This is a genomic window from Streptomyces sp. NPDC026301, from assembly GCF_055567935.1.
The window spans coordinates 133,898-146,794 of the sequence record NZ_JBVHPN010000005.1 but is presented as its reverse complement, the minus strand read 5'-3'; the positions used below and the strand labels follow the sequence as shown (position 1 = coordinate 146,794).

Below are 12,897 nucleotides of genomic sequence, written 5' to 3'. Positions count from 1 at the left end.
TCTTCTCGCTCCCCCGTCTTCGCTATCGCTTCTTGGGCACGGTCAGCCGGCCCTCGTTGATGTCGACCTGGTCGCCCTGGAGCAGGATCGACGCGCCCTGCCCGTTGTTGATCTGCACACCCGCCGCGTTGATCCGTACGTACGCGCCGCCGGGCGCCTGCAGCAGAATCCCTTCCTCCGGCACATCGGACAGCACGATCTTGTGATGCCCCTGCGTCTCGATGACCACCGGCTCGGCACCCGCCCGCGCCCCGGCCTGCGCGTCCACCGGCAGTTCGGCCTCGGCGCCGTACCAACACCCCGTCCACACCGGGAAACTGGGGTCCCCCTGCTCGAACTCGATCCACACACCGGCGCCCTCGCTCGGGATCACGTACTGACCCGCTTGCGCGCCCGTGAACGGGAAGCAGGGCATGGCCCAGGTGGACGCCTCGTCACCGAGTACGTCCGGCACATGGGCCGTGATCCGGCCGATCCGCAACGGATCGTTGTTGCTCGCCACCCGGCCCCGGAACTTGCCGAGGAAGCGATTGTTCGATGCTGGCGCCATGCTGCCTGCTCCTGGTCGGTGTCACTGTGGTGGTTCGCTGCGGATTGCTGCGGATTGCTGCGGACTTACGGTCGTACGCGGTCGCTGCGGGCAATCAGTCCCTCGCGCGACAGGGTGAAGTTCTGCTGGTACGACCCCGGCCGGAGGTTATGGGTGACGCTCTTCACGTAGTAATCCCCGTCGTACGTGACACCCGCCCCCCGGACTCCGACCAACTCCCGTGGCCGCAACACATATCCATGCCGGTTCACGTCCAACTGCCCCGACCCGGAAATGGCATCAGCACTCGTCGCGGCGCGTCCCAACGCCTCCGCCTTCGCCAGCGCCTCGTCCTTCTTCGCTGTGCCGCTGAGGGTCTTTCGTTTGAGAGCCGGCGAGGCCCGCCGTCCGAGCGGCGGCCTGAGGGGACTGATGTCCGGCTGCGCGAGGAGCGGCGCCCGCCGCGTCACGGGGTCCTGCACGCGCGCTTGCGGTTCTTCTCTCGCGGTCCCGTCATAGGCGAACGTCAACTGATCCACAGTCGAGTTCACATCCATATTCACATTCAAGGCGTGCTGCCGCTGGCCGAGCCGCTGTTCCGGGCCCCAAAAGGCGGTCGACCGCCCTGGCACCGGCCCGGGGTCGAGGTAGAACGTGTAACCGTTCGCCCTCGCCAACTCATTCACATACTGCAGATCCGTCCCCGTCTGGTAATCGATGCGCAACTGCTCCCTCGGGGGCTGCGGCACCTGCTCCCGAATGATCCGGCCATCGATCCCGTAATCCGCGTACTTGCCGAGAATCCGCTCCACCCGCTGCGAAGGCGCGAGGTTGGGGTACCGATCCGTCCGCTCCTCGAGGTCCATGAGCAGCGTGAGGTCCTCACCCGTCACCGTCAGCGTGGTCTGCCCGGGCTGATTACTGGCCCCCACCTCCTGCCGCACGATGAGCCCGTCCAGCAGCACCACCGGCGTCCCCTTGACCGCAACGGTCAGAATGACCCGCGTCTTGGGATCGAAGAACCCCTCGGGAAGGAGCCGCTGAATGATCGCCCCCTTCTTCGTCAGGTCAAAGGCAAGCTGAAAACCACTCCTCTCACCCGCCGTACTGGTGATCTGCGCGGACAGCAGCGCCTCCGTCACCTCCTGCGGAACCAGCCGCGCCAACTTCGGCCCCATGTACAACGAGACATGAATGGGGCCGCCCCCCACGGGCAGATCATCAGCCATTCCGCACCCCCGGCCCGCCCATCCCGCCGGCGAACCCACCGGGCAACGGCACGGCTATCTCCTCACCCGGCTCATCGGTCAGCTCACCCGGCGCCAGCACGGGATTGGCATCGGCAATCCGCCACCACTGCCCCGAATCCCCGAAGTACCGCTGCCCGAGCTGATCGGCCCGCTCCCCGGCACTGACGGTGTGCGGCAGTGTGTCGTCCGCGTCCTGCTCAAGCGGGGGCAACAGCCTCCGCTGGGCATACTTCACCTCAGTGCCATCGCTGTTCCTGTGCACCCCGATCCGCACATCGTGATACCGGCTGCTCCGCGGATACGGATGAGCCCCCGGCACATCGTCCAACGCACTCTCATACGGCTCGATCACGCTCAGATCCCTCCCCCGAGCCCCAACTGCGCCAAGCTCCCGGCCCGCGCCCGCCGCGCCAACTGCTCCTTCTGCGCGAGGTGCGCGAGGTAAAGCTCAGCCCCTCGATGCCCCGCCGGCAGATCACTCACGGTCAGCACCTTCATCCCGATACTGAGCGAAGCCCGGATCGGATTGAGGTTCACATCAAACGCGGACTCATTGATCGACAACTCGGTGAGCCTGACGGGCATGACCCGCTTGCTGCCCCAAGTGAACAGCGTCAGCGGCGTCTCAATGGGACTGATCTCGATGGTCCCCTTCTTGCTGAGCTTGCTGGCCGCCCGCAACTGCGCGGTGGTCGGCTGCACCAACATCTCCAACACAGCCAACTGCGGATGAATCCCATCCGGCGCCGCCACATCCAGCTGATCCGTAGCGTCGATCTCCGCGGTGAACTTCCACGTCTCCTGCGCGGGCCCCTTGAGGCGCAGGGCTTCGTTCCGGTCGCCACCGCTGCCCCCTCCACCGCCATCCCCTTCCCCACCAGCGGCTTGCGGCGCCACAGACCGCTCCAACGTGTCGGGATTGAACTGCAACACGATGATCCGCTGCGGGGTACCGCGCTCGGGGTCGACGATGACGAGCCCGGAGCGGATGGGCTTGGGTATGTCGGCGTAGGTGGTCACAGCCGGGCCTCCAGACGTGCCCGCAGAGGCGCGTAGTCGTGCTGCGGGAAGAGTTCGGGGAAGACGTCGAGCATTTCGGTGAGGAACTCCGCAGTGACCTCGTGGTGCTCGTCCGCCAAGGAGACGTCAGTGAACAGGTACTGCCAGCCGAACGTGCCCTTGGTGACGCGCAGTGCATCGAGATATCCGCAGAGATCGATATCCATACGGTGGAATCCGAGCGGGTTGTCACTGAACCAGATTTCTGGAGTGTGGACACCGCCCTGCTTGATCCTCAGAGAAGTGATGTGCCCGGCCCCCGCCATGGGCGTTCCGTCGAAATCCCGAAGTTCGGAGACAATTTCCAGCTGTGCGGGCGACGCGTACGGGTAGCGGTCGATGGGGGGCTGCTGACGGATCGCCTGGACGAGGGGCAGCAGATTGAACTCGCCGGCGAACAGCGGGTCCGACTCTTCTTCCCCGAAGCCCCAGCAGGCCCCCAGGCCACTAAAGCGCAGGTAGCACGCCTGCAGAGCCGGGTCGAGCACGACGCCGTCCTGCTCCGCGAGCGTCCCGAAGACGCTGCGCGCATCCGGGGCGTCCGTGTCCGGCCCTTCTTGATGGTCCCTGGTCACATGGAGATCGGCGCAGTTGCGCAGCTCGTCGAGCGCCGCGATCCAGCGCTGCTCGTGAGGAGTTGGGTTCGTCATGTCCTGTGTCTCCGGATCAGAATCGGATCTTGTTGCGGGCGGCTATCAACTTGGCGACATCCTTGCGCAACCGGTTCGACGCCGCTCCGGTGCTTCCCCCCTGGCCGTTCAGCAGGGCCGCGGCGAGATCGTCGACGCTGTTGTACTGACCTGGCGTGCCGAGCAGGCGTGCGATTTCCGACGCGGTGGCCTCGGAAACCCGTGTCACCATCCTGATGCTTGCGGCATTCGCCTTGCGTATGTCGAAGCCGATGGGGATGTTCGGCGGCTGGAAGGGTTTCGCCCAGGTCATGGAAGCGCTCTGCTCTTTCCACTGGCCACCGACCGGCTTGTAGCCGCCCCAATTCACGCTGATTCGCCGAGGGAATCCGGGGTATTGCCCTCGATAGTTGATCGCTACCTGATACCAAATCATTTTCTCCGGCACCGGCGGGATGGTCCCCCAGAGGACGTTGTGGCCAAGGGCCGCCTGCGCCGGGTGTTCGATGTCCACCGCGGCCCTGGTGTTGATGCTGCCCAGCGCGGGAACCAGGTTGGACGTGGATGCCTGACCACCGATCAGCGTCGGGAGCATGTGCATGCGCACCCAGTGGCTCTGCCGTTCCGCAAGACCACCCGGAAGTCCCGCCAGTTCCTTCCACCCCACCGGTTGGGCACCCGTGCGTTGATGGGCCTCCGTGCCCTTCGGCGTGCTCTTCTTGATGAACTTGGCCTTGAAATTGAACGCCATGGGACCGTCCGAGAACGGCGGCAGGATGGTCGCGGGCAGCGGAGGCTCCTTGTCTCCGGCATTCCGTTGCTCCAGCAGCTCCGCCAGGTATTCCATCGCGTCCCTGAGCCGCTCGATCCGGCGTTGGAAGGTGACGTCGCCCAGGGGCCCCCGGGTGATGCCGCGCCGGTTGCGCGGCTTGGGCAGGGCTCCCTGCATGTTCTCGACCTTCTGGGCCTGCTGTTCTGCGGCGCCGAGAAGCTGCGTCGACTGGTCCGCGAGATCGTGCCGATCGTTCTGCCTGAGCTCTTCGATCTCCTTTCGCCAGCCGTCGAAGTATCCCGACATGGTCTGAAGGATGCTGCGGACCGCGAGGTCGGCGCTCCTGCCACGCCCGTTGAACAAGAGCGTGTGCGCTTCGCCGTCGTTCGTCCGGAACCGCACCTTCGGAAGGTCGAAGTCCGTGACGCCGTTGGGCTCCTGCTCCTTGTTCCTGTCCCGTGCCCGGTCCCTGCTGTGGTGCCTTTCCCGGTTCCTGTCACGGTCGTGCCGGCGCCTCCACTGGTCGCGCATGTGGCGGGAGCGGTCGTTGAGGCGGCGGCCGAGTTTGCGGCCCTTGCCGTGGAGCTTGCGGGCGGCGCGGCGGGCGCGGTTCAGGGCCGACTTGATGGTCTGGCGGGCGCGGCGGAGCTTGCGGCGGGTGCGGGACTCGGGGCGGCGGCGCGGCTGCTTCTTGTCGAGGTCGGGCTTGCGCCGGTCGGTGCCGTCCTTGTCCCTGTCGTTGTACTTGTCCTTGTCGCGGTCGCGGTTCTTGTCCGGGTGCTTGTCGTCGGGGTGGCGCTTGTCCGGCCGGCCGGCGTCGGGCTTGCGCAGGTCGGGACGGTCTTCGTCGCGGCGGCGGTCGTCCGGGCGGCGCTTCTTGAGCGTGTCGCGGCCAGGGCCGCGGCGCTTGTCGAGGGTGGGCCTGTCGTCCTCGTCACGAAGCCTGCGCTTGGCGTCCTGCATCCGGCGCCGTGCCGCGTTGACCTCGCGGCCCTCCTCGCGGCGCTCGTGCTCGTCGCGCTTCTTCTTCGGCTTCGACTGGGCCGGGCGCGGCTTCTTCTCGGGTGACGGGCGCTTCGCGGGGCGGGGGCCCGGCTTCGGGCGGGAGGTCTTGTCCGGGGAGGGCTTGTGCGGGGCCGGGTGGTCGGCGGGCTTGTCGGTCCGGCCGGGCTGGTGGGTCGGGCCCGGCTCATCGGTCCGGTCGGGTCGGCCCGCCGGCGCCTGCTGGTTGTTGCCCGCCGGCCTGTTGTCACCGGGCTGACCGGGGGCGTCCGGCCGGTTCTTCTTTCTGCGGATGCCCTTGAGCATGTCGCCCAGCTTGCGGGTGACCCCGCCCATGAACCGGCTGACGCCTTCGATCAGCGCCTGGTAGATCAGTTCCAGCAGGGCGACGACGCCGGCCGCGACCGCCTTGGCGAAGGGGCGGGCGCCGTTTCCGCTCTTGACCGACTTCAGGAAGTCCATGAAGAGGCCGAAGGCGCGAAGGATTTCGCTGAGCGCGCCCCAGGCGGTCTGCAGCGCGTCGATGATGGTCATGACCCAGCCGGCACCCGGAATGAGCTTGGCGACGACCTTCTCCATGACCATCACACCGATGATCACCGGGAGTTGCGGGAGCGCCTCGTCCCACGCCATCCGGCCCATCTCCTCGGCGGTGACGCCGCCCGAGATCAGCTCCTGGAAATCCTCCATGGGGATGCCGATGATTTCCTGGACCTTCTGGTTGAACCACTCCTTGACGGCCGCCTTGATCTCGTCGAAGAGGTATTCCTTGGCGCCGGTCTCCGCCGCGGCTCCGGCCTTGCTGATCCAGCCGCCGGGGTCGGAGACGATGTCGTTGAAGATGGCGGCCCATTCGCCGAGCCCGGCCACCACCTGCTTGCCGAATTCCAGCGCGCCGACGGTGGCGCTCTTGACGACGTCGACCGCCGACAGAAGCCCGCTCTCCAGGACGTCGAGACCGGCGATCAGAGCGCTGCACAGGCCGTCGAGCAGCTTGCCGGCGACTTCCTTGAGCGCGTCCGCCGCCTCATTGACCTTCTGTACGGCGTAGTCGCGGACTCCGTCGATGGTGTTGCGCCACTTGTCGCGCATCGCCGGGTAATCGGCGAGCAGCTCGTCGCCGAGGGCGATCAGGGCGTCGGCGAAGTCGTTGATCTGCTGGATGACCCAGTTGCGGGCGTCATCGATGAGCTTGAAGACTTGCTCTTTGAAGCGGTCGATGAGGTCGGTGACGGCCTTGCGGGCCCGCTTGAAGATGTCCTTGATCTCATTGACGAGCTTCTCGAACATCTCCTTGAGCTTGTTGATGGCCTCGTCGAGCCAGTTGTCGGCATTGCTCTTGCCGTCGTCCTGCTTCTTCTCCGCTTCCTTCTGCGCGCCGTCCTGCTCGTCGTCGATCTTTTTGTTGTCGTCCTCGGTCCGCTTGTCGACGTCCTCGTCGGTCTTCTTTTCCTTGTCGTCGATGTCCCTGCGGATCTTTTCGTGCTTCTTGCTCTTCTTGCCGTCGATCTCCTCGACTTTGTCATCCTGTTCCTTCCGCCACTTCTCGCGGGAGGAGGAGATCTCGGACTGGCCCTTTTCGCGTTCGTTCTCCTGCGTCTTGCTGCTGGAGTCGACCTCGCGCTTCAGGTCCCGGTCGTGCTTCTGCTTGTCGTCCTTGGCCTTCTCGTCCTTGTTCTTCCGCTCGTCGCCCATCTTCTGGCGGCCATCGTTGAAGCCGGCCTGGATCTGCGGGCCACGGTCGCGCTCGGCGACGGCGGAGGCGGACTCGATGGGAACGGCGCCGCCCCCCGGAGCCTTGGGGCCGCCGCCCTTCTTGGCGCCCTTCTTGCCTCCGGGGACCTTGCCGGTCAGCGTCTCCTTGGGGACGTCCGGGTAGATCTGATCCTCGCCCATGGGACGGGCGGCGTCCTCACGGCCGGACTGGTGCAGTTCGGACTTGCGCTCGTCGAGCTTCTGGCCCTGTTCGTCCGTGCGCTGCGGATCTGAATCGTCCTGGAGGGGCAGACCGGGAGCGTCACCGACCTTGCTGCCCTTCATTCCCTCGTCGACCGTGGGAATGCCGAGGATGGAGTCGATCAGGTCGTCGAGCGGCAGGATCTCCTTGAGGACCTTGCCCAGGAGCTTGGCGCCGATGGTCACGCCGATGTCCCACCAGCTCGGCTCCTCCATCTCGGCGCCGGGTACCTCGCCCTTCGGCCTTTCCTCGCCGTTGATCTCCGGCGTCTTGCCCTTGGCGGCGTCGGTGCGGGAGACCTTGGCGTTGGTGTACGTACCGGGAGCGGCCGGGGTCGGGCCGCCGGCGACGGTCTTGGGCGAGCCGACCGGGCGCTGGGTCTTGGGCGGACCCTTGCGCAGGGCCGTGCGCTCCTTGTCCACGGAGGTGCCCACGGCGCTGTCGACGCCCTTGAGGGTCTCCACCATCTGGTACGGCTTGAGTTTCGACGCCGTGGCGAGGCCCGCCTCAGGCGTGCTCTTGGAGACGTCGGGGGCGGGGGCGTCCTTCTTGGGCTTGGCGGGGGCGGAGGCGGCGCGGCCGCCGCCGCGGCCGGCGCGCGCGGGGGCCGGAGCCGATGCGGTGCGGCCGCCGCCGCCTCCGCCGCCACCACGGCGGACGTTCTTGGCGGCCTGCCGGGCCGCCTGCCGCTTGGGCGCGGCGACCTTCGGCCGGGCGCCGGGCTTGGGCGAACCCTCGGACTTGGGGGCGTTGTCCTTGGCCTCGGGGCCGGGCGACTTGGGGGAGGGGCCGCTGCCCGGAGCGAGCTTGGGAGTGTCGGAGGGACCGGCCGTGGAGACCTTTTCCGGGCCCGTCTGCGGACCCGCCGCCGTGGCGGGGCCCTTCCCACCCGTGACGTCCTGCTCCTTGGCGGTGCCCTGTTCTCCGGCCCCGTCCTTCGAGTCGGGGGTGCCCGACGGCGCGGAGGAGTCCTCCTTCGACTTCGCGCCGTCCTCGGATGCCGGGGCGTCCTGGGCCTTGCCCGTGTCCTTGCCGCCGGCCGGGGCCGAATCCGTACCGGTTTCTTTCCTGGAGTCTGCGGAGTCCTGCTTACCCTTCGCACTGACGGACGCGTCGGGTGATTTGGCGTCCTTGTCTCCGGTGTCCTTGCCGCCTCCGGCGCTGCTGCCACTGCCGGACTTGGAGGCCGAGCTGTCCGAGGACGAACCGTTCGTCTGGCGGCGCGCGTCCTCGTCGGCCTTCGCCAACTGACCGGGCGGGGCCGTCTCCCCTGCGCCGGGAGTCTGCTTGATGCCGGTCCCGTCGGCGTTGCGTGCTTCCTCGTCCCGCCGCTTCGCCTCGGAGTCTTCTTTGTGCTCTTCGGCCTGAGCGTTCTCGCGGTCGGTTTCGCCGGGTGCCGTCGGGCCCGAGCCCTGCGAGCCGGGTGTCCCGAACGTCACCCCGTCCGCAGTGGGCTGCGCCGCCGGGTCCGGTCCGACCTCCTGCTCGGCGGCATCATCGGTACGGCCGTCCTGGGCGAATTCTTCGTCGGCCTCGGCGTCCGCAGAGACGGAGGAAGCGCCGGATTCCTGTGCTTCGGCCGCAGGCGCGGCGTCCGCTGACGCCGGACGCCCGGTCACTCGGTGATTGCCGTCCTGCCGGGCCTTGACCAGGGAAGAGTCCTTTGCCGCCGGGGTCGCCTCTTCGAGGCCGACATCGGGCACCGGAGCTTCGCCGCTCGCCGCGTCCTCGTCCTCCTCCGCGCCCAGGTCGTCGTCCGCGTCCAGCTCCGCCGACTCGTCTTCGAGGCCCAGCGGTTCGTCGTCCGCGTCCTCTTCGTTCTCCGGGTCGCCGAGGGTGCGCTGGACGGTGTGGCCGCTGCCGGTGCGGTCCTTCTCGCCCGGTTCCGCCGTGCTCTTGTCGACGGCCCCGGGGGTCGCGGCTCCGTCCAAGTGTCCGGCCTCGTCCGTACGCTCTTCCCCGGCAGGCTGCTGTTCCTGCTGTTCCGCGGCTCGTTCCTGGGCGTCCTCCTCCGCGCCCTTGTCCTTCTCCTTGTCGTCCTTGTCCTGCTCGGCCTTCTGCTGCTCGCCCTGCTTCTTGTCGTCCTTCTTGTCCCGGTCAGCAGACTTCCTGTCCTGCTCCTTGGCCTCGGCCCCTTCCTTCTGCCGCGCGGAACCGTCTTCCTTGTCCTTGCCCTCGCCCCCGGACTTGTCCTTGGGCTTGGCGGACGACTGCCCGGGCGCCTTCCCGGGAGGCCGGCCCGACGCCTCTTCGGCGGGGGAAGCCTTGCCCGCGTCGCCCGGAACGGTCCGGGATGCGTCATCGCGCCCCGGTACGCCCCCGTCACCCGCCGGGTCCGCGTCCTTGCGTTGCTGTTCGTGCTTGCGCCGGTCGTCGTCGGCCTTGTCCGCGCCGCGGCGCTCGTCGTTGGCGGCGGCGGTCTCCTGGGCACGTTCCTGCCGGATGGCTTCGGCCTCGTCCGGTACGGCTTCGGGAGCAGCGGCCGCGTCCAGCGGCAGCGGGCCGTGTTCCGTCTCCTCCACAAGATCCAGCAGGCGGTCGATCTCGGGTGTGAGGAGGCGTACCTCCAGCCGGTCCAGTACCGATTCCTGCACGTCCGGTGACATCTGTGCCAGTTGCAGGCGTACCCGGCCCGAGAGGTCCTGCGGGTCGCCCCGGAGGGAGCGGAGGACGCCGTTGGCGAGGCGGTCGACGAGCGTGGCCGGGTCCAGCTGCTCCATGCGGCGCCGGTCGGCGTCGACCGTCGCGTACCGCAGCCACCCCGGCGTACCCCGCCCCTCCTCGACCTCGGCCGCAGGCGTTTCCTCCGGGCGTACGGAATCCTGCAGCGCGCCCAGTACGGACGACTGGGCCGCCGACTCCGCCTCGCGTTCGATTGTTTCCTGGGGGAGGCTCACCGCGCCCAGGTCGCGGCCCGCTCGCAATGCGCCCAGGCCGTGTGGGTTCTGGACCGTGTGCAGCAGTTCGTGGGCCAGCAGGCGTTGGCCGTCGGCCGTGCCGGGGCGGTAGGTGCCCTCGCGGAAGAAGATGTCCTGGCCGACGGCGAAGGCGTCGGCGCCCATCAGCTCCGCCAGTTCGCCGGACTCGCGGTCTGTGTGCAGGCGGACCTGGCTGAAGTCGTGGCCGAGCTGTTCCTCCAGGTCGCGGCGGACGCTCAGGTCGAGGGGCTGGCCCGCGCCGCTGACGATGTCCTTTGGCTCGGGGGTACGGGACTTGGCGTTCCGTTCCCTGCGCTTGCGGCGCTTTTCGGCGGCGGTGGACTGGCTGTTGTCCCGGGAAGAGGAGGTCGAGGTGCTCATCGGGCCTCACCTCGTCCCGTGAGGCCCGCGTGGACCGAGCGGGCCAGGGCCTCGCCCAGGCGGGTGGAGGATGTTGTACGTGGCAGGGGCGGCAGACCTGTGAGCCCGTCCAGGGATACCGGGGAGCCGTCGGCGGCAAGGGGGATGCCTCGCTCGTGGACCAGGCGGGCGAGTTCGCGTTCAAAGGACGCCGACACGCGGTCCGGGTCGAGGCGGTCGTCGAAACCGTCCAGGACCAGTTCACCGATGTCGATACGGAAGGAGCGCGCGGGCGCTGCCGTCTTCGCGGCCGCGTCTCTCCGGACGCCGCCCTCGTGACCGGGCTCGTTCAGACCCATCCGTGGACCTCCGACGGGGTCAGGGAGCGTTCCAGCTTCAGGTATTCGGTGCGTGCCGCGGCCAGCATGTGGCGCATCTGGAGGTGGTCGCCCTCGTCGGCGGCGAGGAAGGCCCCGGACAGGGCGATGTTGCGGATCGAGCCGCCGGCAACTGTGAGCTGTGCCAGCAGGGACGGGTCGATGCCCTTCGTGGGGGCCTGGGAGGGGAGGACGCGGCGCCAGATTTCGGCGCGCTCGCTCTCGGCCGGGAAGGGGAAGTCGACGACGAAGCGGATGCGGCGCATGAAGGCCGAGTCGAGGGCCTTTTTCATGTTGGTGGTGAGGACGGCGAGGCCGCGGTAGGCCTCCATGCGCATGAGGAGGTAGCTGACTTCGAGATTTGCGTAGCGGTCGTGGCTGTCTTTGACCTCGCTGCGCTTGCCGAAGAGGGCATCCGCCTCGTCGAACAGGAGCAGGGCTCCGCCGCGTTCAGCCGCGTCGAAGACGCGGCTGAGGTTCTTCTCGGTCTCGCCGATGTATTTGCTGACCACCTGGGAGAGGTCGATGATGAAGAGGTCGAGGCCCAGTTCCTTGGCCATCACCTCGGCGGCCAGGGTCTTGCCCGTGCCCGAGCCGCCCGCGAAGAGGGCCGTGACGCCGAGGCCGCTGCGGAGCGCCTTCGCGAAGCCCCAGTCCTGGTAGACCGTGCTGCGCCGGCGTACGTGCGCGACGATCTCCTGGAGGACGCGCAGCTGGCGGTCGGCGAGTACCAGGTCGTCCCAGCCGGCGCGCGGTTCGATGCGGCGGCCCAGTTCGTCCAGGCCCATGCGGGCCTCGGTGAGACCGGCCTGCCAGGCGAGTTCCGCGCCGTCCAGCACGTCGGAGTGCGGCAGGTCGCGGCGGACGGTGGCGGCGGCCTGGCGCACGACGTGCGGGGGGAGCTGGAACTGCGCGACGAGGGACTGGAGATGGCGGTCGGTGACCTCGGGGACGTCGGCGAAGGCGTCCGTCCAGAGGCCGAGGTGTTCCTCGTCGGAGAGCTTGGGGACGGTGACGCGTTCGCCGCGGGGGCGCCCGGTCCGGCGGGGGTCCGGGCTGGAGACGACCAGCGGTACGGCGGCGCCCGCGATGAACGCGTCGGCGGCGGCGTGCTGTTCGCGGTCCAGCTCGCCGACCTCGATCAGCAGGGCGGCGGGGAGCAGGATCGCCTCGCGCTGCCAGAGGCGGGCCAGCCGGTCGCGTTCGGCGGCGTCGGTGGGGACGTCGTCGGCGGCCATGGAGTACAGGCCGAGGCCGGAGCGGCGGGCCGCGGTGGCCGCGATGTCGGCGCGGGTGCGCAGGTCGGCGCCGACCAGCTCGACGCGCAGGGGTGCCTCGGTCCCCGCGCCGGACCAGCCCGCGGCGACGCGGTCGGCGGCCGCGTCGTACGAGGGCGGGAGGGACGGGGGCGCGGTGGTGCGGCTGAGCAGACCGTGCAGCCTGGCGTCCAGGTAGGGCGTGCCGACCAGGAAGTGCAGGATGCGCTCGTCGAGGCGGAGGCGGGTGGTGGTCAGCCGGGTCTCGTCGTCCAGCTCGAGCAGGCGCCAGCGGCGGAGCGGCGCCACGGGCGTGAGGGCGCTCCAGTGCGGGTCGCCGAGGACGGCCAGGGCGAGGGAGAACGTCGGGTACGTACGCGTGGGGTCGCCGCTCGCCGCGGCGCAGCGGGCGTCGGTGGTGGGGTCGAGTTCGGCCGCCGCGGCCAGCAGGACCAGCTCCTGCTCGAAGCGGCTGAGGCCGAAGCAGGCGGCGAGCGCTTCGAGGGCGCGCGGGGTGGCGGGGGAGCGCGGCTCAGCGGCGGCGGCGGTGGAGGCGGGTGCGGGTGCGGGCGCGACGGCGGAACCGGCCGGTTCGGCTGTCGGGTCCGCCGCGTCCCCGGTGGGCGAGGTGTCCGTACGGCCTGTACGTGCCCGCGCGGCATGGGCGTCCAGGCGTGTCAGTACGGAACGGATGGCAGCGGCGAGCACGGCGCCGTCGTCCGTGCCGTGGTCCGCCGTGCCCGGTCCCTTGCCGCTGCCCATGTTCTGTTCCGCCCCCGTCTCGCGCA

At 68.9% G+C, this 12,897-nt stretch carries 8 protein-coding genes; all 8 read right to left on the bottom strand.

The genetic code is table 11. The features are described from left to right. Positions 1-22 precede the first annotated feature (22 nt). The 8 genes from ACZ4MH_RS10405 to ACZ4MH_RS10370 all read right to left on the bottom strand — a co-directional run bounded on the left by ACZ4MH_RS10405 (position 23) and on the right by ACZ4MH_RS10370 (position 12,871). Positions 23-550, bottom strand: a complete 528-nt coding sequence (locus tag ACZ4MH_RS10405) for a phage baseplate assembly protein V (RefSeq protein ID WP_351600816.1) — start codon at positions 548-550, stop codon at positions 23-25. Between the two features lie 65 nt (positions 551-615). Next, positions 616-1,758: a hypothetical protein gene (locus ACZ4MH_RS10400; RefSeq protein ID WP_351600819.1), complete on the bottom strand. Its 1,143-nt coding sequence runs from the start codon at positions 1,756-1,758 to the stop codon at positions 616-618. Further along, positions 1,751-2,137 (bottom strand): LysM peptidoglycan-binding domain-containing protein, encoded by a 387-nt coding sequence (locus ACZ4MH_RS10395; protein WP_351600831.1) that lies wholly within the window; start codon positions 2,135-2,137, stop codon positions 1,751-1,753. The genes ACZ4MH_RS10400 and ACZ4MH_RS10395 overlap by 8 nt, the downstream gene beginning before the upstream one ends. Further along, positions 2,134-2,799, bottom strand: coding sequence for a hypothetical protein (locus tag ACZ4MH_RS10390; RefSeq protein WP_351600822.1), 666 nt, complete (start codon positions 2,797-2,799; stop codon positions 2,134-2,136). The genes ACZ4MH_RS10395 and ACZ4MH_RS10390 overlap by 4 nt, the downstream gene beginning before the upstream one ends. After that, positions 2,796-3,488: a hypothetical protein gene (locus ACZ4MH_RS10385; RefSeq protein ID WP_351600825.1), complete on the bottom strand. Its 693-nt coding sequence runs from the start codon at positions 3,486-3,488 to the stop codon at positions 2,796-2,798. Before ACZ4MH_RS10385 ends, ACZ4MH_RS10390 begins: the two co-directional genes overlap by 4 nt. A 16-nt stretch (positions 3,489-3,504) precedes the next feature. After that, complete coding sequence (locus tag ACZ4MH_RS10380) at positions 3,505-10,497, bottom strand: eCIS core domain-containing protein (RefSeq protein WP_467754455.1); 6,993 nt, start codon at positions 10,495-10,497, stop codon at positions 3,505-3,507. Then, positions 10,494-10,835 carry a hypothetical protein gene (locus ACZ4MH_RS10375; RefSeq protein WP_351601704.1) on the bottom strand — a complete coding sequence of 114 codons (342 nt, stop codon included), beginning with the start codon at positions 10,833-10,835 and terminating at the stop codon, positions 10,494-10,496. The genes ACZ4MH_RS10380 and ACZ4MH_RS10375 overlap by 4 nt, the downstream gene beginning before the upstream one ends. Beyond that, complete coding sequence (locus ACZ4MH_RS10370) at positions 10,826-12,871, bottom strand: ATP-binding protein (RefSeq protein WP_351601712.1); 2,046 nt, start codon at positions 12,869-12,871, stop codon at positions 10,826-10,828. Before ACZ4MH_RS10370 ends, ACZ4MH_RS10375 begins: the two co-directional genes overlap by 10 nt. Positions 12,872-12,897: the final 26 nt, after the last annotated feature.

What these genes read in the sequence shown, in the direction of transcription:
- ACZ4MH_RS10385 (WP_351600825.1), bottom strand. Translation starts at nt 3,488, where the DNA reads ATGACGAACCCAACTCCTCACGAGCAGCGCTGGATCGCGGCGCTCGAC.
- ACZ4MH_RS10400 (WP_351600819.1), bottom strand. Translation starts at nt 1,758, where the DNA reads ATGGCTGATGATCTGCCCGTGGGGGGCGGCCCCATTCATGTCTCGTTG.
- ACZ4MH_RS10405 (WP_351600816.1), bottom strand. Translation starts at nt 550, where the DNA reads ATGGCGCCAGCATCGAACAATCGCTTCCTCGGCAAGTTCCGGGGCCGG.
- ACZ4MH_RS10370 (WP_351601712.1), bottom strand. Translation starts at nt 12,871, where the DNA reads ATGGGCAGCGGCAAGGGACCGGGCACGGCGGACCACGGCACGGACGAC.
- ACZ4MH_RS10380 (WP_467754455.1), bottom strand. Translation starts at nt 10,497, where the DNA reads ATGAGCACCTCGACCTCCTCTTCCCGGGACAACAGCCAGTCCACCGCC.
- ACZ4MH_RS10375 (WP_351601704.1), bottom strand. Translation starts at nt 10,835, where the DNA reads ATGGGTCTGAACGAGCCCGGTCACGAGGGCGGCGTCCGGAGAGACGCG.